The sequence below is a fragment of the Amycolatopsis sp. NPDC000009 genome (assembly GCF_055563465.1).
Genome location: NZ_JBVHDI010000014.1, coordinates 72,537 through 90,690 on the forward strand (window position 1 = coordinate 72,537; position 18,154 = coordinate 90,690).

Sequence of the window (18,154 nt, forward strand, 5' to 3'; positions counted from 1 at the left end):
CGCATTCAGAGGACTAAACGCGGGCGGGTTGGCGTGCCTCCGCGCGTTTCGGGGCCAGCGCGGCGGCCAGGACGGCCAGCATCCCGAGGCCCTCCGGCCACGTCGGCCGGTGCCCGTAGGCGAGGACGTCCACCACCACCGCGACCACCGGATAGACGTAGGACAGCAGCGCCACCGTGGTGGTCGGCAGCTTCCCGATGCTCGCGTACATCAGCACGTACATCAGCGCGGTGTGCACGGTCCCGAGCAGGACCAGCCACAGCAGCCCCGAGGTGTCCGTGGGCAGCGGCGTGACCAGCAGCGCGGGGGCGAGCACGATCGTGCCGGTCACCAGCTGGACGGCCGCCAGGACGTGCGGGCGAACGTGCTTGAGCTGCTTCGCGACGAAGGAAGCGCCGGCGTACAGCGCGGCCGCGCCGAGGGCGAGCGCGATCCCCTCCAGGCGGATGGGCTTCCCGTCGGCGCCGTGCGCGGACAACGAGATGAGCGTCACCCCGCCGAACGCGATCAGTGCCCGGACCAGCTGGCTCTTCGCCATCTTCTCGCCGAGGAACGCCGCCGCGAGACCGACCAGCATCAGCGGTTGCGTGTGGTAGACGACGGTGCTGACCCCGATCGACGACAGCGCGTACGAGGCGAACAGCAGGACCCAGTTCCCGACCAGGAACAGGCCGCCGAGGACGGCGAGCAGCAGGTCGCGGCGGCTGAGTGTCCACGGGCGGAGCCAGCCCCGGGCGGCGCTCCACACCAGGAGCAGCAGGCCGCCGACCAGGCTCCTCGCGAACGCCACGGCGGGCGCTTCGGCACCGCTTTCGAGGACGACGGCACCGATCGTGCCGGAGAGTGCCATCGCGGCGGTCCACTGCAACACGGGGTTGTTCTTGTTCATGGCGACCACTTTCGCCGTCGCGTGCGCGTTCAACCAGTGTCAGAGATGACATCGACCGCAAAACTTGTGACACACTGGGCGAATGGATGTGAAGAAGGTCGCAGTGGTGCTCGCCGACCAGGTCTCGCCGTTCGAACTCGGCGTCGCGTGCGAGGTCTTCGGCACCGATCGCAGCGCCGACGGCATCGAGGGCTGGGATTTCGCGGTCTGCTCGCCCGGCGGCGAGAACGTCCTGAGCTGGTCCGGCTTCGGGCTCGACGGGCTGGAGAGCCTGGACTTCGCGGCGTCCGCCGACCTGCTGATCGTGCCGACCTGCGCACCGCGCAGCGCGAGCCCGCCGGAGCCGGTGCTCGAAGTCCTGCGTGACGCGGCGAGCCGGGGTGCCTGGGTCGCGGGCTTCTGCGCGGGTGTCTTCTCGCTCGGGTACGCGGGGCTTCTCGACGGGCGTAACTGCACCGTGCACTGGGTCTACGAGCAGGAGTTCCGGTCGCGCTTCCCGACGGCGAAGGTCGACCCGAAGGCGTTGTACGTCGACGACGGCGGCGTCCTCACGAGCGCGGGAACCGTCGCCGCCGTCGACCTGTGCCTGCATCTGGTGCGGGAACTGCGCGGCGTCGCCGCGGCCACCACGCTGGCCAGGCGGATGGTCGCGGCGCCGCATCGGGTGGGCGGGCAGGCCCAGTTCGTGCAGGCGCCGGTGCCCGAGACCGCCGCGCCGGACGACACCGTGCTCGCCGAAGCGCTCGAATGGATCGAGCGGCGTTTGGACCGGCCGTTCACCGTCGCGGAACTCGCCCGTCGCAGCGGATTGGGGGAGCGCACGTTCCTGCGCCGGTTCTCGGCGGCCACCGGGACGACGCCGCACCGGTGGCTCACCGAACGCCGTCTCGACCGCGCGCAGTCGCTGCTCGAAGAAGGCCGTCTGTCCATTGAGGACATAGCGGTCGCCTGTGGATACGCCTCCGCCGCGGCGCTGCGTCATCAGTTCGGCAAGCTGCGGGGGACCAGTCCGAGTGCTTACCGAAGGACGTTTTCCGTCGGCTAGAAGGAGATTTCCTGCCCTACCGTGACATGGACGTGCTCGGGGACCTCGTCGTGCTCGTCGCCGACCGACAGCGTCCCGGTCGGCTCGAACAGCAACAGCGAGGCACCGTCCACTGAGGACGGTTTGTGGAAGGTGCCGCGCGGGACGACGAACACGGAGCCGCGGGGGAGCGTGACGACTCGTTCGCCCGCGTCCTCGCGCAACGCGATGTCCAACGTGCCGTCGAGGACGAGGAAGAACTCGTCGGTGTTCTCGTGCACGTGCCAGACGTGCTCGCCCGCGACCTTGGCGAGGCGGACGTCGTAGTCGTTGACGTGGGCGACGATCCGCGGGCTCCAGATCTCGTCGAAACCGGCCAGCGCGGTTCCCAGATCGATCGGTTGCTTGCTCATGATCCGATCCTGGCCGCTGGACCACCGGAGCGGTGAGTGCTAGGAATCGCATATGTCGCATGATTCCTCGCACGAGGTCGCCGTCCTGGTCGACGAAGGATCCAACCCCTTCGAAATGGGTGTCGCGACCGAACTGTTCGGCCTGCGGCGGCCCGAACTGGACAGGCCTTGGTACGGCTTCACCCTGTGCACCGCCGAGCCGTCCGTGCGCATGCACCTGGGCATGTTCACGCTCACCGGGGTCGCCGGGCTCGAAGCCGCGGAGAGCGCCGACACGGTGATCGTGCCCAACCGGCCCGATCCGGAGACCCCGGCCAGGGAAGAGGTGCTGGCGGCCATTCGCGCCGCTTCCGAGCGGGGCGCCCGGCTGGTGAGTTTCTGCACCGGCGCCTTCACCCTCGCGCAGGCGGGTGTCCTGGACGGACGCCGCGCGACGACCCACTGGAAGTGGGCGGGACTGTTCCGCGAGCTGTATCCCGAAGTGCTGCTGGAGCCGGACGTCCTCTTCGTCGACGACGGCGACGTCCTGACCGCGGCGGGCAGCGCGGCCGCGCTCGATCTGGGGCTGCACCTGATCAATCGTGACCACGGCGCCGAGATCGCCAACGCGGTGAGCAGGCGGCTGGTGTTCGCCGGGCACCGTGACGGCGGCCAGCGGCAGTTCGTCGAGCGTCCACTGCCGCCGGTGCCGGACACCTCGCTGGCGCCGGTGCTCGCCTGGGCGCGTGAACGGCTGGACCGCCCGCTCACCGTCGCCGACCTCGCTGCGCGGGCGGCGGCCAGCCAGGCGACCCTGCACCGGCGGTTCCGCGCCGAACTGGGGACGACGCCGCTGGCGTGGCTCACCACGGAACGGATCGCGCTGGCGTGCCGGCTGATCGAGCGCGGGGAGCAGCGGCTGGACCTAGTGGCGCGGGCGTCGGGCTTCGGTACCGCGGCGAATCTGCGGACCCAGCTGCGGCGCGCCACGGGACTGACGCCTACGGCTTACCGGGCGCGGTTCAGCACCGCCTCGTGACCGACGCGTTTCGTCCGGTCGGTCTCAGGATCGGTTTGGTCTGGGGCTGTTGATGAAGGATTTGGGACGTTCAGTGTCCCGAATCCTTCATCAACACGCCCAGGCCATATGTCCTTGAGCGGCGGCTCGAAGTCATGAGTCGCCGGTGTCGTGAGGGACGACTTCGATACTGTTTCCACGTGTGAACCGGCCGGAGGTCAATTCCGATTCAGGATGATGGTAGTAGCGTTCGAAAGTTCGTCCTATCCCCGAGATTTCATGCTTCGCATGTACTCGCACTCGGATATGTTCATCTCCGCGTCCGAACAGTTCATGCAATGGTGCTGAAGTTCTGATTCGATAGGCGCTCAGGTTCCATGGGCTGGACTTGTTTCGCTTTCTGCCCTGTATCAGAAGCGGGTTCGGCTCCGCCAGGTCGTGGTAAGTACGGTTCATGACCTGCCCGCCCTGCGTTGACTGTGCTTGCACGGCGACCAGTTCGACACGGACATCGACGGCTGCGTTCCTGCTCGAATTGACAAGCTTGACGGTGTACTGACGTCCTCCGTCTGAAGTATTTTCGTAGGCGATCATCGGCGAAATGGCCAGCCTTGGACGTATGGCCCTCAATGCGAAAATCCACACCAGGGATGCGGTGAAGCTCGAAGCGATACCGGTCCATATTACAGCGAATATGCTCAAGGTGATTCTCCTCATTGAGACGTCGACCTTTGAAGCGAAGCGAAACCGGGCCCTGTGGCCTTGGATGTGCGTGAACCGACGTTGGACCTATCTCGCGTCCTTGGCCGAGAACTTCGCCTGACCTCGGATGGCAAAGGGTCAGGCGAAGGCGATCCACCGGTTCAGCAGGTCCGCCGCCGCGCCCGAATCGACGGCCGAGGCCGCCCGCGCGAACCCGGCGGCCAGATCGTCTTCCAACGACCCCGAGAACCCGGCGAAGGCCGCCAGCGCGGCCGCCGAGTTGAGCAGCACCGCGTCCCGCACCGGCCCGGTCTTCCCGGACATCACCTGACGGAAGACTTCAGCGTTGTGCGCGGCGTCGCCGCCGCGCAGGTCTTCCGCGGTCACCCTGGGGATGTCCAGCGACGCGGGGTCGAAGCTCCGCTCGGTGATCTCGCCGCCGGAGACCACCCACACCGAACTCGTGGTCGTGGTCGTGATCTCGTCCAGCCCGTCGTCGCCGCGCACGAGCAGCACGGTCATGCCGCGCCTTGCGAACACCTCGGCCAGCACCCGGGTCTTGTCCTCGTACGCGCAGCCGATCAGCGAACTGCGCGGCTGCGCCGGGTTGGTCAGCGGGCCCAGCAGGTTGAACGTCGTCGGCACGCCGAGCTCGCCGCGCGTCGGGCCGGCGTGACGCAGGGCGGGGTGGAACTTCGGCGCGAAGCAGAAGCCGATTCCCAGTTCGTTCACGCTGCGCTGGACCATGTCGGGCGGCAGGTCGATGGTGACGCCCAGCTCCTCCAGCACGTCGGCCGCGCCGGACTTCGACGAAGCGCTCCGGTTGCCGTGCTTGGCCACCGGGGCGCCCGCCGCGGCCGTCACCACCGTGGCCATGGTGGAGATGTTGACCGAGTTGGACCGGTCGCCGCCGGTCCCGACGATGTCCACCGACGGCCTGTCGATGGTCACCCGTTTGGCGTGCGCCAGCATGGCGTCGGCCATGCCGGAGATCTCCGCCGGTGTCTCACCCTTCGCACGCAGCGCGACGGCGAACCCGGCGATCTGGGAGGGCGTCGCCGCCCCGCTCATGATCTGGTCCATCGCCCACGCGGTGTCCTCCTCGGACAGATCCGCGCGCGCGATGAGCTGATTGAGCAGGGACGGCCAGGTCTTGGCTGCCGAGCCCATCGGCTCAGCCGTGCACGGCCGGCACCCGCCGGGCGCGCAGCACGTCGGCGACGGTTTCGGCGGCGGTCAGCGGGTCGAGCGGGTGGACCAGCACCGCGTCGGCCTGCGACCAGGTCGCGAGCCAGCGGTCGTCCTTGCGCCGCACCGACACCACGATCGGCGGGCAGTCCTCGATCTCGTTCTTCAGCTGGCGGGTCAGCCCGATGCCGCCGGTCGGCTGCGCCTCGCCGTCGAGGATGGCCAGGTCCACGTTGCCCGCGTCCATCTCGACGAGGACCTCGGAGATGCCGGACGCCTCGGTGTAGTCCACCCGGCCGAGGTCGGCGGCGGGCCTGCGGCCGACGGCGTTGATGATCGCCTCGCGTACCTCCGCCTTGTGGCTGAACACCAGGATCCGCATCGCCTGCTCGCCCATGAGCGCGCCTCCGCCTCGTCTAGTCATGTCGACCCCGCGATGTTATCCGCCATGACCGACATCACGTGGACGCACCCGACGGCTGGAGCGCGTCCCACCCCAGCGAATCCCCGCCGAGCCGCTGCGCGAGGCCCGCCATCCGTGACCGTTCCTGCGCGCAGTGCAGCGCGTCGAGGGTCTGGACCCGCACCGCGTGCGCCAGGGCGAAATCGCCTTCGTGACCCTGTTCTCGCAGCTCCCAGCCGTCCTGGGCGAGGATCGAGGCCGCCTCCGCCACCTTTTCGGGCGGCAGTTTCAGGTGATGGCGAAGGATCGCCGGCGCTTCGGCGACCCAAGCGGGTGATCTCGCCAACGCCGAGGAATCCGCCTCGGCGGGATCGAAGGCCTCCACGACGATCTCCACGCCGGGCGTGTCGACGGTCAGGCCTGGGAGCTTCGGCTTCTTGACCAGGTCACGAAGCCGATCTAGTAAACCCATGAGTAGCCCTGTTCCCACTTTCGTTCAGATGTGACCCGACACGCACGCGACCCGCCGTGGACCCACCCGGCGGGCCCCGTGCGTGAGAGGACATAATGCGACGCGTGACAACGGCAGCTCCCACCATCAGCCAGCGGGTCCACTCGCTGAACCGGCCGAACATGGTCAGTGTCGGCACCATCGTGTGGCTGTCCAGCGAACTGATGTTCTTCGCCGGACTGTTCGCCATGTTCTTCACCGTGAAGGCGCAGAACGCGTCCGGCCAATGGCCGCCGCCGCTGCACGGTGAGCCCTTCCACCTGAACATCGCGCTGGCGATCCCGTTCACCGTGATCCTCGTGGCGTCGTCGTTCACCTGCCAGTTCGGCGTCTTCGCCGCCGAAAAGGGTGACGTGTTCGGCCTCCGCCGCTGGTACATCATCACGTTGATCATGGGCGCGATCTTCGTGGGTGGCCAGGGTTACGAGTACATCAACCTGATTCACGAGGGTCTGACGATCCCGTCCGGCGCGTACGGCACGGTCTTCTACCTCGCGACCGGGTTCCACGGCCTGCACGTCATCGGCGGGCTCGTCGCGTTCGTGTACTTGCTCATCCGCACCAAGCTGAGCAAGTTCACCCCGGCTCAGGCCACCTCGGCGATCGTCGTGTCGTACTACTGGCACTTCGTCGACATCGTGTGGGTGGGCCTGTTCGCGGTGATCTACATCCTTCCGTGAACGAAGCCGCCACCACGACCTATCGGCCTGAACTGACAGCAAGGGTTGCCGCAAGATGACCTCCAGCAAGAACAACACTCCGCCGACGGATTCTTCCGCGCGGAGGCGGGATTCGGCGCAGCGCCGCTTCCGCAAGCGGTCGAAGGCTCGCAGGCGGTTCGCCGGCGCGCTGGCGCTCGGGATCGCGCTGCTGAGCGTGGGCGGGTTGTACGCCGTTTTCGCCCCGGAGCCGCAGACCGCGCAGGCGCAGGGCGAATCCGCCCTCCTGCGCGAGGGCGAGAAGCTCTACAACAACACGTGTATCGAATGTCACGGGCCGAAGCTCGAAGGTGTCACGGACCGTGGCCCGAGCCTCATCGGCATCGGCGACGCGGCCGTGTACTTCCAGACCTCCACCGGCCGTATGCCGGCGGTCCGCCAGGAAGCCCAGGCGCAGCGGAAGCCGCCGAAGCTGAACGAGGCCGAGATCAACGCGCTGGGTGCCTACATCCAGGCCAACGGCGGTGGCGCGCAGCGTCCCGCCGAGAAGGGTGACGCGCTGCGCGGCGAGGACGTCGCGCGCGGCAGCGAGCTCTTCCGCCTCAACTGTGCCTCCTGCCACGGCTTCACCGGCCGCGGAGGCGCGCTCTCCTCGGGCAAGTTCGCCCCGAACCTGGACCCGGCCACGGAAGAGCAGATCTACACCGCGATGCTCACCGGGCCGCAGAACATGCCCAAGTTCTCCGACCGGCAGCTGTCGCCGGAGGAGAAGAAGGACATCATCGCGTTCGTGAAGTCCGTTAGTGACGGGAAAAACTCTCCTGGCGGTAGCTCGCTCGGCGGTCTTGGCCCGGCCTCGGAGGGCGCGATCGCGTGGATCGTCGGGATCGCCGCGCTGATCGGCGTGACGTTGTGGATTGGATCGAAGGCATGAGCGCCGAAGGGCCGAAGCCGCCGACAGAGGCGGAGTTGGCGGACATGGATCGCGACCAGCTCGTCAAGCTGGGTACCGCGCTCGACGGGGTCGAGATCGTGGAGTACCCGAAGCCGTGGCCGGTCGAGGGGACGCGGGCGGAGAAGCGCGCCGAGCGCGCCGTCGCCCTCTGGTTCGTGCTGGCCGCGTTGTCCGGCCTCGCGTTCGTGGTCCTCATCGCGTGGCCGCACTGGTTCGAGTACAAGGAGCCGGGCACGCACGGCTACACCCAGTACACGCTGTACACGCCGCTGCTCGGGGTCACCCTCGGGCTGGCCGTGCTCAGCATCGGCATCGGTGTGATCCTCTACACCAAGAAGTTCATCCCGGCCGAGGTTTCGGTCCAGGAGCGCGGGGACGGCGGTTCCAAGGAGGTCGACAAGGCCACCATCATCGCCCAGCTCGCCGACTCGGGCAGCCGCAGCACCATCGCGCGCCGCTCGATGATCAAGCGGTCCGCGGGCGCCGGCGCCGGTGTGCTCGGCCTCGCCGTCGCGGCGCTGCCGGTCGCGTCCTTCATCAAGGACCCGTGGAAGGACACCGAGAACCGCGACTCGCTGTGGCACTCGGGCTGGCAGAAGAACTTCCCGGAAGAGAAGGTCTACCTGCGCCGCAACACCGGCCGTCCGCACGAGATCTCCCTGGTCAAGGTCGAGGACCTCGACGCGGGCGCGATGGAGACGGTGTTCCCGTACCGCGAGTCCGAGAAGGACGACGAGCACGCGCTGTCGGCCGCCTTCAAACGCGTCGACAACCCGGTCATGCTGATCCGTCTCCGCCCGACCGACGCCGCCAAGGTCGTCAAGCGTCAGGGCCAGGAGGACTACAACTTCGGCGACTACTACGCGTACACGAAGATCTGCAGCCACGTCGGCTGCCCGACCTCTCTGTACGAGCAGCGGACCAACCGCATCCTCTGCCCCTGTCACCAGTCGCAGTTCGACGCGCTCCACTACGCCAAGCCGATTTTCGGGCCGGCGACGAGGCCGTTGGCCCAGCTTCCGATTACAGTGGACTCTGAGGGCTACCTGATCGCGCGCGGAGACTTCAACGAGGCCGTCGGACCGGCCTTTTGGGAGCGTAAGTCATGAGTTCACTCACCACCCCGACGAAGGGGACGAACCCGGTCGAGAAGGCCGCGGGCGCTGGTGCGAAGTGGGCCGACGACCGGTATCACCTGGCCAAGGGCATGCGGCACCAGCTCAACAAGGTGTTCCCGACGCACTGGTCGTTCCTGCTCGGCGAGATCGCGCTCTACAGCTTCATCATCCTGTTGCTGTCGGGTGTCTATCTCACGCTGTTCTTCGACCCCTCCATGGAGGAGGTCGTCTACAACGGCAGCTACACCGGACTGCAGGGCGTCGAGATGTCGCGGGCCTTCGCGACCACGCTGGACATCTCGTTCGACGTCCGCGGCGGTCTGTTCGTCCGCCAGCTGCACCACTGGGCCGCGCTGATCTTCGTGGCCTCGATGATGGTGCACATGTTCCGGATCTTCTTCACCGGCGCGTTCCGGCGCCCGCGTGAGGCGAACTGGGTCATCGGTGCGCTGCTGCTGGTCCTGGGCATGTTCGAAGGCTTCTTCGGCTACTCGCTCCCGGACGACCTGCTCTCCGGTACCGGTATCCGCGCGACCCTGTCGGGCATCGTGCTCTCGGTGCCGGTCATGGGCACCTGGATCCACTGGGCGCTGTTCGGCGGGGAGTTCCCCGGCAACGAGATCATCCCGCGCCTGTACACGATCCACATCCTGCTGCTGCCGGGCATCATGCTCGGCCTGGTGGCCGCGCACCTCGCGCTCGTCTGGTACCAGAAGCACACGCAGTTCCCGGGCGTGCGCCGCAAGGAGACCAACGTCGTCGGCGTCCGCATCATGCCGGTCTTCGCGCTCAAGGGCGGTGCGTTCTTCGCGCTGGTCACCGGCGTCATCGCGCTGATGTCGGGCCTCTTCCAGATCAACCCGATCTGGAACATCGGCCCGTACAACGCGGCGCAGGTCTCGGCGGGTTCTCAGCCGGACTGGTACATGGCCTGGGCCGACGGTTTGCTCCGGATCTGGCCGGCATGGGAGCTCTACCTCGGGAACTACACGGTCCCGGCGGTGTTCTTCGCCGGTGGGCTCGGGATGCCGATCCTGATCGGGTTGCTGCTGATGTATCCCTGGATCGAGCGAAAGCTGTCCAAGGACACCGCGCACCACAACCTGCTGCAGCGTCCACGCGACGTTCCGGTCCGGACCTCGCTGGGCATCATGGCCCTGACGTTCTTCGCGGTCATCATGCTGTCGGGCTTCAACGACATCATCGCGTTCGCCTTCGACATCTCGCTGAACGCGACGACGTGGGCGGGCCGGATCGGTGTGCTGCTGGCCCCGCCGATCGCCTACTACATCACCTACCGGATCTGCCTCGGCCTCCAGCGGGCCGACCGCGAGGTGCTGGAGCACGGTGTCGAAACCGGCATCATCAAGCGCCTGCCGCACGGTGAGTTCATCGAGATCCACCAGCCGCTCGGCCCGGTGGACGACCACGGCCACGCGATCCCGCTCGAGTACCAGGGCGCGTCGGTCCCGAAGAAGATGAACAAGCTCGGCTCGGCCGGGCACGCCGTCGCCGGTTCGACCTGGTCCCCGGACCCGGTCGAGGAGACGATCGCGCTGGAGCGCGCCCGGTCCAACGGGCACGGCGACGGCAAGGTCGACGACATCGGTGGCGAGCCGTCCGAGGAGCGCAAGGAGATCACCTCCGGGCACTAGCTCGTCAGAAGTACATGAAGGCCCCCTTCCTTGCGCCAGGCGCAAGGAAGGGGGCCTTCATGTACTTGGGGGAGGTTCAGGCGCCTTCGACGCCGATGTCGAACGCGGACTCGCTGTCGGCCTTCGAGTACGAGCGGAACGCGATATGCGTGACCGTGCTCAGCACGCCGGGGACCTTGCCGATCTTCGCCGGGATCAGGTCCGCGAGGTCCTCATGGGCCGCGACGCGGACCGAAGCGATCAGATCGACATCGCCCGCACAGGAATAGACCTCGCGGACACCGTCGATGTCCGCGATCGCCTGTGCCGCCTCGGGGATGGCATCGGCTTCGACCTGGATCAGCACGATCGCCGTGATCAAAGGGTCCTCCTGTGTTCGTTGTCGCGCCAACTCGACCAGGCAGGGCGCCCCTTCATCGCGTTTCCGGGGGCCTTCGGCCCGAAAGAGGCGCGCGAGGTGAAGTCTCCGTCGGGCGCGGGGCGCCCTTGGGGAGACCGCATCGGTCCCGCCAAGGGAAGATCCTAGCCCGCCACTCGTTCCAGCGCCGTCGCGCTCGCCGCCAGGTCGAGCCACTCCTGCCAGCCGCCCGCGGCGGCGGGCTCCGCCCAGGGACGCGTCGTGCGCACGAGCCGGACTCCCGGGCGGGTCAGCCAGCGCAGGAGGATCCCGATCTCCTCCGGGATCGCGCCGAAAAGCGGGCCGGGCCCCGGGATCACCGTCTCCGCGGACGCCACGAGCATCTCGACCACCGGCATCGGCGGCACGCCGCGCCGCGCGACCCCCGCCGACGCGAGCCTGCCGTGCCGGATCACCGCCAGTTCCCAGCCGCCGTTCCCGTCCGGCCCGGCGGCGATCAGCTCCGGGATACCCGCCAGCGCCGACTGCCGGTGCGCCCGGCCGACCGCGCGGATCAGCCCGGCCAGCTGATCGCGATGCTGAGCGGCCTGTTCGTAGTGCTCCGCCGCGGACAGCCGGGCCAGCTGATCGGCGGCGGCCCGCAGCGGACGTCCGTCCGTCCCGGCGATGAGCCCGGACACCGCCAGCACACTCGGCCGGTACGCCTCGATCGTCTGCTTCCCGGCGCACGGCGCCCCGCAGCGCCCGAGCTCCGCGAGGACACAGGGCGTCCCGTTCGGCGCAGTCGCCGAGATGCGCTGGGTGCACGTCCGCAGGCCCGAGGCGCCGGCGAGGGTGTCCGCGGCGGTCCGGGCGTCGGTCTGGGTGCGAAAGGGCCCCAGCATCCCGTCTCGCGGCATGCGGACCACCGACAGGCGCGGGAACGCCTCCTCGGTCAGCGCGACCCACCACGAGTGCCGTGGGTTCTTGGAACGGCGGTTGTACATCGGGCGGTGGGCGGCGATCAGCCTCAGCTCCCGGACGGCGGCCTCCAGCGCGTGCGCGCATTCGACCGCGTCGACCCGTTCGGCCAGCGCGACCATCTCCCGGATCCGGCCGCGGCTCTCCGAACCGGTGAAGTACTGGCGGACCCGGCGGCGCAGATCGGACGACGTCCCGACGTAGAGGACCTCGTCGCTCGGGCCGCGGAACAGGTAGACGCCGGGCCTCGACGGCAGATGCTCGGCGAGCGAACGTTTGCGGCGCTGGGCGGCGGTCACCTCGGGCAGATAGTCCAGCAGCTCCTCGAGGGTGTGGACGCCGAGGTTGCCCACCCGTTCGAGCAGGGCGTGCAGGACGTCGACGGTGGCGCGCGCGTCCGCGAGCGCTCGGTGGTTGGGCGTCGTGCGCGCGCCGAACAACGCGGCCAGTGCGGAAAGCCGGTAGCTGGGCGTCTCGTCGCGGGAGATGACCCGGCGGGCGAGCCGGACCGTGCAGACGACGGCCGTCTTCGGCCAGTGGTATCCGTGGCCCTCGCAGGCCGCTCGCATGAAGCCGGTGTCGAAGGCGGCGTTGTGCGCGACGAGCACGGCACCGGAGATGAACTCGAGGAACGCCGGCAGCACGCGCTCGATGCGGGGAGCGTCGTAGACCATCGCGCCGGTGATGCCGGTGAGCTCGACGATCTGCGGCGGGATCGGCATCCCCGGATTGACGAAGGTGGCGAATTCGCCGACGACCTCGCCGGCGCGGATCTTGACCGCCCCGATCTCGGTGATCCCGTCCGGACCGGGTTTCGTCCCCGTGGTCTCCAGGTCGAATACGACGAAAGTGATGTCCCGCAAAGGAGTTCCCAGCTCGTCGAAGGCGAGTTGCGCCGCGCCGGGCCGCCGTCCGGTGTCCATGGTCGGGCACAGTAGGGGCGGGCACCGACAATCCCGGGGTGTCCCATCGAGCGCGCCCCGAGGGGATGGGGCCTACGCTGGAGCGATGCAACCGCAGCCCGCAGTGCCCGAAACGCCCGAGGACGCCATCGGTGGCCCCTCGGGTGTCGTGGCGTCCGCGGGCGCGGAGGAGACGTCCGAAGAGGTGCCCGCCGAAGGCTGGACGGCCTTGCCGGAAACCGTACGGGAGCGGATCGCCGAGCTGGCGGCCGCCGCCGTCGGCAAACTGCCGTCCGCCGACGTGCCGAGGCAGCTGCGCCCGGTCGCGAAATTCGCCCCGGCGAAACGCGCGAAACTCGGCGGGACGGCGTTGCTCGCCGCGTTGGGGGAGTCTTCGCAGTTCCGGGTCGCGGTCACCGAATGGCTGCGCGACCACCGCAAGGACGCCCTCGACCCGAACGCCCCCGATTCCGTCGCCGCCGCGGCCGCCGCCGTGCTCCTCGGCGAAGCGGGCGCGGCCGGCCGGGTCCGGCTGGTGGCGAAGAACGCCGAGGAGACGGCGTTGCGCGCCGAACGCGACGCCGCACTGGCCCGCAACCAGCGGCTGGAGGCCGAACTGGCCCAGCTGCGCGAAGAGTTGCGCGAGGCCAAGGAGATCGCGAGTGGCGCGCGGGGAGAACGCGACGCCGAGGTCGAGAAGCTGCTGAAGCGCTTGCGGGAACAAGGCGTTCAGCTGCGCCAGGCGAAGGACGCCGTCGCAGAGGCCCATGCTCAGCTGGAAAGCGGCGGCGCTGAGAGCGCCGAGGAGATCAAGGCACTGAAGGCCCAGCTGGACCGTGAGAGGCAGCGTGTCGCGGCAGAGCGGGCACGGGCGGAGAAGGCCGTCACGGACGCCGAGATCGCCCGTCAGTCCGCCCGCGAGGCGCGTCAGGCCGACGAGGTCCGGCTCGGGCTGCTGCTGGACACGATCGAAGGCGCCGTCGGCGGGCTGCGCCGGGAACTTTCGGTGAGCGCGCGGGGACAGCGGCCGGCGGACATGGTCCGCGGCGCGACGTCGGGTATCGGGGCGGGCGGCAAGATCCAGGACGTCACCGGGCTCGACCGGCATCTCGCGCTGCCCAACGTGCACCTGATCGTCGACGGCTACAACGTCACGAAGACCGGATATCCGGAGCTGGCGCTTTCGGACCAGCGAGACCGGCTGATCCACCAGCTCTCCGCGCTCGCCGCGCGGACTTCGGCCGAGGTCACCGTGGTGTTCGACGGCGCCGGTGTGCTTTCCGTGCCCGCGGCGGTGCCGCGCGGGGTGCGGGTGCTGTTCTCCGAACGCGGTGTCCTCGCGGACGACGTCATCCGGTCCCTGGTCGCGGCGGAGCCGCCAGGGCGGCCGATGGTGGTCGCGAGCACGGACCGGGCGGTGGCGGACTCGGTGCGGCGCAAGGGCGCGCACCCGGTGCCGTCGGCGGTGCTGGTTTCACGGCTCAGCCGGGTCTAGTTCCCGAAACACGCGTGATCGAAGGCGTAACTCGCGTGACTGGAGACGTAACTCGCGTGATCGAAGGCGTACCTGGTCCAAACCCGCGAGTTACGCCTCTGATCACGTGAGTTACGGCTCTGATCACGCGTGATCGGGCCGGACGCAGGTGCCGTCTCGGTGGGCTCACGAGACCGAAACTGTCGGTGGTCGCTCTTAATGTGCACCTCACCACTGAAAGTGAGGAGCCCGAGATGCACGACAAGGCCATCGCCGATATAGCGGACATAGAGACGCTCGTCATCGATTGCGACCGGTGCGCGGTCCGCGGTGACGCATGTCATGACTGTGTCGTCAGCGTCCTCCTCGGCGCGCCGCCGTCGCTCGAATGGGACGCCGACGAACGGAAAGCGGTCGACGCGCTCGCGGAAGCGGGGATGGTCCCGCGCCTCCGGATGGTCGCGATCGTGGAGCAGGAGCGCCGGAAAACCGCCTGAGACACGCCACTACCGGGACATTCGACGAGTGGTCGATCCGATCAGGTGAACGGTAGGTAGTCGCGACAGGTCCCAGGATGTAACGCCCGTCACATCTTTCCGCTCATGCTGGTCCGAAGGTGTTTCGGCGCATCACGCAGAGTTTTTGCGCCTGCCATGGTGGACGTCGTGCCCGTGGTTTCGTAACCTGTCCGAGATCTCGTGGCCGGAAGTCGTCGCCAGACGACGACACGGGATCGCCACCGAGGCAGCTTTGTCGGGGAGTTGCATCAGAACCAGCCGTGCGCCAAACCTGTTGCGATAGCTCTCGGCCAGGCGCAAGGCGGGAACGCGGGGAACCGCGCGGGCCTCACGGCCGGCGACGCGGCTTCGCGGAAGAGGGCCCCCGACCTCTTCGTCCCGGGTTCCGAGTCGGTGGCCGACAGCAAAGGAGACACGCGCGACCGTGCAGTCGCATCCAGTGAAGCGCGTGGTGTCAGGAGCTTTGGCCGCGGCCGCGGTGATCACCGCGGTGACCGTCGTCCAGGCCCCGGCCACTGCAGCCCCAGGCCCCGCCCTCCAGCAACCCCCGTCCGGCTCGGACGCGCTCGCCAAGTACCGCGACCTCGCGGCGCAGGCGGAGAAGGCGAACGAAGACCTCCTCAAGGCGAAGGACGACCTCGCCGCGAAGCAGAGCGAGCTCGACAAGGCGACAGCCGACGCCGCCGCCGCCAAGGAACTCGGTGTCAAAGCGGCCGGTGACGAGAAGACGTTCCAGGCCGAGGTGAACAAGTTCGCCGGTGCCTCCTTCACCAGCGGTGTGCAGCTGAACAAGCTGTCGTCGCTGCTGTCGGGCGCGTCGACCCAGGACTTCCTGGAGCGTTCCTCGGCACTCGAGGTCCTCGCCGCGAACAAGAACACCGCGCTGAACAACCTGAGCGGTGCCGTCGCCCAGGCCGCGGCCGCTGCCAAGCAGGCGGCGGACGCGCAGAACGCGGCCACCGCCGCCCGTGACACGGCCGCCAAGCTGACCACGGACATCGAAGCGCGGCAGAAGACGCTGAACGACCAGCTCGCGGAGATCCAGCGCGCGAGCAACAACCTCAGCGCCTCGGATCGCAACGCTCAGAAGGACAAGGGCGGCGCGTTCCCCAACGTGCCCGCCCCGGGTCCCGCCGCCGCGACCGCACTGGCGGCCGCGAAGAGCAAGCTCGGCAGCCCGTACGGCTGGGGCGACACCGGTCCGTCGTCCTTCGACTGCTCCGGTCTGATGCTCTGGGCGTACAAGCAGGCCGGGCTCACCCTGCCGCGCTCCAGCCGTCAGCAGTCGACCTTCGGCGCCGCGGTGCAGCGTTCGCAGCTCCAGCCGGGCGACCTGGTGTTCTACAACTCGCCGGTCTCGCACGTCGGCATGTACGTCGGCAACGGCATGATGGTGCACGCGCCGACCACCGGTGACGTCGTCAAGGTGTCGCCGCTGCAGAACAACTACGTCGGCGCCCGTCGCCCGACGGCCTGACGAACAGACGACAAGGGGCGGTACCGCGCAGGCGGTGCCGCCCCTTTCGTATGCGGCGGGCCAAGTAGCCTGCAGGGGTGCTGAGGACCCTGCTGGTGACCAACGACTTCCCGCCCCGGCCAGGCGGCATCCAGAACTACCTGAACTCGCTGGCCACCCGCCTCCCCGCCGACGACCTGGTCGTCTACGCGCCGTCCTGGGAATCGAGCACCGGCTCGCACGGCGAGTTCGACGCCGCCGCCCCGTTCGAGGTGGTGCGCCACCCGACGTCGCTGATGCTGCCGACGCCGGACGTGCTCAAACGGGCCAAGGAGATCATGCGCGCCCGCGACTGCGAGGCCGTCTGGTTCGGCGCCGCGGCGCCGCTGGCGTTGCTGGGGCATCCGCTGCGGTCGGCGGGCGCCCGGCGGGTCCTGGCGTCCACGCACGGTCACGAGGTCGGCTGGTCGATGCTGCCGGGTTCCCGCCAGGCGTTGCGGCGGATCGGCGACACCGTCGACGTGATCACCTACGTCAGCAAGTACACGCGCTCCCGGTTCTCGGCCGCTTTCGGCCCGATGGCGGGGCTGGAGATGCTCCCGTGCGGCGTGGACACCTCGCTGTACCGCCCGGATCCGGCCGCGGGCAAGGAGATCCGCGAGCGGCACGGGCTCGGCGACCGTCCGACGATCGTCTGCGTTTCGCGGCTGGTCCCGCGCAAGGGCCAGGACATGCTGATCAAGATCCTGCCCGAGCTCCGCAAGCGGATCCCGGACGCGGCGCTGCTGCTCGTCGGCGGCGGACCGTACCGCAAGACCCTCACCGGGCTCGTCGAGGCGCTCGGCGTCGAAGACAGCGTCGTCATCACCGGGTCGGTGCCGTGGAAGGAGCTGCCCGCGCACTACAACGCGGGTGACGTCTTCGCGATGCCGGCGCGGACGCGGGGGAAAGGCCTCGACGTCGAAGGCCTCGGCATCGTGTACCTGGAGGCTTCGGCGACCGGGCTGCCGGTCGTCGCCGGTAATTCCGGTGGCGCGCCGGAAACGGTGCTGGACGAGGTCACCGGGCACGTCGTCGATGGCCGTGACGAGCAGCAGCTTCGGGAGACGCTGGCCGCGTTGCTGGCGGATCCGGTGCGGGCGCGGCGGATGGGCGCCGCCGGCCGCGACTGGGTCGGCGAGAACTGGCGGTGGGACACCATGGCGAACAGGCTTTCCGGGCTGCTCGACGGCGACCCCGTCGCGGCGGTGCGGTGAGGAGTCAGGGTTCGTAGCGCGCCGGATGCTTCGGATCGTCGACGCGGATCACCACGTCGGACAGCGCCGACGGGTCGACTTCCCGTTCGTAGCGTTCGTACGCGGGCAGCGCCCATTCCTCGGGTATCCGCCGCTTGAGCGCGGCCGGTGAGAGCCACAGGTGCACGCTCAGGTCGAAGGCGAGCCCGGCCCCGAACAGGAATTCACCGTTCAGCAGGACGACGCCGCCCTCGGGCAGGGCGACGCGTCCGGCACGGGTGGCGCGATCGCGGACCGGATCCCACAGCGACGGGAGAACCTGCCCGCTGCCGTCGTCGGCGAGCGGGTCCAGCACCTCGCGACGCAGGGCGCCGAGGTCGAGCCAGTCGGTGTAACGCGAATCCGGGTCTTCCTTGCCGCGTTCGAAGCGCAGCGAGGCCGGCCTGAGGAAGTCGTTCGCCGAGACCCGCAACACCGCGTGACCGGCGACCCGCAGGGGATCGACCAGGGCGTCGGCGAGTTCTGTGGTGTTGGTCGCACCGGCCGCGCCGTCGATCGCGACCGCGATCCGGCGGCGGCCCGTGATCGCCGTGATGCGCTGGGTCAGTTCGGAGACCAGCAGAGCGGGAGAAATCGGACGGTAGCGCACAGACAGAGATCCTCCACCCGGACCGGTGACCGTCGCACGGTACACCCGATGGGATGATGGCCAGGTGGCAAAAGCAACGGCCAAAACA

At 68.8% G+C, this 18,154-nt stretch carries 20 protein-coding genes; 11 read left to right on the forward strand and 9 right to left on the reverse strand.

Going from position 1 to position 18,154, the window contains the following annotated elements:
- Positions 1–13 precede the first annotated feature (13 nt).
- A complete protein-coding gene (locus tag ACZ3HL_RS30275; protein ID WP_465534948.1) occupies positions 14–889 on the reverse strand; it encodes a DMT family transporter in 876 nt (291 codons plus the stop codon).
- A gap of 82 nt (positions 890–971) precedes the next feature.
- Between ACZ3HL_RS30275 and ACZ3HL_RS30280 the strand changes: the two genes are divergently transcribed.
- The gene (locus tag ACZ3HL_RS30280) at positions 972–1,934 is read left to right on the forward strand and encodes a GlxA family transcriptional regulator (RefSeq protein WP_465534949.1); all 963 of its coding nucleotides are present in this window, start codon (positions 972–974) and stop codon (positions 1,932–1,934) included.
- On the opposite strand, the gene ACZ3HL_RS30285 is transcribed toward ACZ3HL_RS30280, so the two are convergent.
- Positions 1,931–2,326 (reverse strand): cupin domain-containing protein, encoded by a 396-nt coding sequence (locus tag ACZ3HL_RS30285; protein WP_465418923.1) that lies wholly within the window; start codon positions 2,324–2,326, stop codon positions 1,931–1,933. The genes ACZ3HL_RS30280 and ACZ3HL_RS30285 overlap by 4 nt on opposite strands.
- A 52-nt stretch (positions 2,327–2,378) precedes the next feature.
- Here ACZ3HL_RS30285 and ACZ3HL_RS30290 point away from each other — a divergent pair, with 52 nt between their 5' ends.
- Positions 2,379–3,344: a helix-turn-helix domain-containing protein gene (locus ACZ3HL_RS30290; RefSeq protein ID WP_465418921.1), complete on the forward strand. Its 966-nt coding sequence runs from the start codon at positions 2,379–2,381 to the stop codon at positions 3,342–3,344.
- Positions 3,345–3,476: 132 nt separating this feature from the next.
- Here ACZ3HL_RS30290 and ACZ3HL_RS30295 read toward each other — a convergent pair whose 3' ends face one another.
- Entirely contained in the window at positions 3,477–3,917 is a 441-nt protein-coding gene (locus ACZ3HL_RS30295) for a hypothetical protein (protein ID WP_465534950.1), read from the reverse strand.
- Between the two features lie 7 nt (positions 3,918–3,924).
- Between ACZ3HL_RS30295 and ACZ3HL_RS30300 the strand changes: the two genes are divergently transcribed.
- Positions 3,925–4,146 (forward strand): hypothetical protein, encoded by a 222-nt coding sequence (locus ACZ3HL_RS30300; RefSeq protein WP_465534951.1) that lies wholly within the window; start codon positions 3,925–3,927, stop codon positions 4,144–4,146.
- A 17-nt stretch (positions 4,147–4,163) separates the two neighbouring features.
- Here ACZ3HL_RS30300 and trpD read toward each other — a convergent pair whose 3' ends face one another.
- From trpD to ACZ3HL_RS30315, 3 genes are all read right to left on the reverse strand, one after another.
- On the reverse strand, positions 4,164–5,195 hold the full coding sequence (trpD, locus tag ACZ3HL_RS30305; protein ID WP_465534952.1) for an anthranilate phosphoribosyltransferase: 1,032 nt from the start codon (positions 5,193–5,195) through the stop codon (positions 4,164–4,166).
- Between the two features lie 4 nt (positions 5,196–5,199).
- The gene (locus tag ACZ3HL_RS30310) at positions 5,200–5,610 is read right to left on the reverse strand and encodes a hypothetical protein (protein WP_016336048.1); all 411 of its coding nucleotides are present in this window, start codon (positions 5,608–5,610) and stop codon (positions 5,200–5,202) included.
- Positions 5,611–5,671: 61 nt separating this feature from the next.
- Positions 5,672–6,088, reverse strand: a complete 417-nt coding sequence (locus ACZ3HL_RS30315) for a hypothetical protein (protein ID WP_465418913.1) — start codon at positions 6,086–6,088, stop codon at positions 5,672–5,674.
- A 95-nt stretch (positions 6,089–6,183) separates the two neighbouring features.
- Between ACZ3HL_RS30315 and ctaE the strand changes: the two genes are divergently transcribed.
- Genes ctaE through qcrB form a run of 4 tightly spaced genes read left to right on the forward strand, consistent with a single transcriptional unit; the run spans position 6,184 to position 10,514 of the window.
- Positions 6,184–6,807 (forward strand): aa3-type cytochrome oxidase subunit III, encoded by a 624-nt coding sequence (gene ctaE / locus ACZ3HL_RS30320; protein WP_409495809.1) that lies wholly within the window; start codon positions 6,184–6,186, stop codon positions 6,805–6,807.
- Between the two features lie 55 nt (positions 6,808–6,862).
- Positions 6,863–7,720, forward strand: a complete 858-nt coding sequence (qcrC, locus tag ACZ3HL_RS30325; RefSeq protein WP_465534953.1) for a cytochrome bc1 complex diheme cytochrome c subunit — start codon at positions 6,863–6,865, stop codon at positions 7,718–7,720.
- Positions 7,717–8,850: a cytochrome bc1 complex Rieske iron-sulfur subunit gene (qcrA, locus tag ACZ3HL_RS30330; protein ID WP_465534954.1), complete on the forward strand. Its 1,134-nt coding sequence runs from the start codon at positions 7,717–7,719 to the stop codon at positions 8,848–8,850. Before qcrC ends, qcrA begins: the two co-directional genes overlap by 4 nt.
- Positions 8,847–10,514 (forward strand): cytochrome bc1 complex cytochrome b subunit, encoded by a 1,668-nt coding sequence (qcrB, locus tag ACZ3HL_RS30335; RefSeq protein ID WP_465534955.1) that lies wholly within the window; start codon positions 8,847–8,849, stop codon positions 10,512–10,514. The genes qcrA and qcrB overlap by 4 nt, the downstream gene beginning before the upstream one ends.
- 76 nt (positions 10,515–10,590) lie before the next feature.
- Here qcrB and ACZ3HL_RS30340 read toward each other — a convergent pair whose 3' ends face one another.
- Positions 10,591–10,875, reverse strand: a complete 285-nt coding sequence (locus tag ACZ3HL_RS30340; RefSeq protein WP_126733773.1) for an Lrp/AsnC family transcriptional regulator — start codon at positions 10,873–10,875, stop codon at positions 10,591–10,593.
- A gap of 161 nt (positions 10,876–11,036) precedes the next feature.
- A complete protein-coding gene (locus ACZ3HL_RS30345) occupies positions 11,037–12,755 on the reverse strand; it encodes a DEDD exonuclease domain-containing protein (protein WP_465534956.1) in 1,719 nt (572 codons plus the stop codon).
- Positions 12,756–12,840: 85 nt separating this feature from the next.
- Between ACZ3HL_RS30345 and ACZ3HL_RS30350 the strand changes: the two genes are divergently transcribed.
- The 4 genes from ACZ3HL_RS30350 to ACZ3HL_RS30365 all read left to right on the forward strand — a co-directional run bounded on the left by ACZ3HL_RS30350 (position 12,841) and on the right by ACZ3HL_RS30365 (position 17,438).
- Positions 12,841–14,229, forward strand: coding sequence for an NYN domain-containing protein (locus tag ACZ3HL_RS30350; protein WP_465418902.1), 1,389 nt, complete (start codon positions 12,841–12,843; stop codon positions 14,227–14,229).
- 233 nt (positions 14,230–14,462) lie between these two features.
- Entirely contained in the window at positions 14,463–14,705 is a 243-nt protein-coding gene (locus tag ACZ3HL_RS30355; protein WP_192741105.1) for a hypothetical protein, read from the forward strand.
- Between the two features lie 445 nt (positions 14,706–15,150).
- Positions 15,151–16,203, forward strand: a complete 1,053-nt coding sequence (locus ACZ3HL_RS30360) for a C40 family peptidase (protein ID WP_192741106.1) — start codon at positions 15,151–15,153, stop codon at positions 16,201–16,203.
- 77 nt (positions 16,204–16,280) lie between these two features.
- Positions 16,281–17,438 carry a glycosyltransferase family 4 protein gene (locus ACZ3HL_RS30365; protein WP_465418897.1) on the forward strand — a complete coding sequence of 386 codons (1,158 nt, stop codon included), beginning with the start codon at positions 16,281–16,283 and terminating at the stop codon, positions 17,436–17,438.
- 4 nt (positions 17,439–17,442) lie between these two features.
- On the opposite strand, the gene ACZ3HL_RS30370 is transcribed toward ACZ3HL_RS30365, so the two are convergent.
- Complete coding sequence (locus ACZ3HL_RS30370) at positions 17,443–18,066, reverse strand: nucleoside/nucleotide kinase family protein (protein ID WP_465534957.1); 624 nt, start codon at positions 18,064–18,066, stop codon at positions 17,443–17,445.
- Positions 18,067–18,154: the final 88 nt, after the last annotated feature.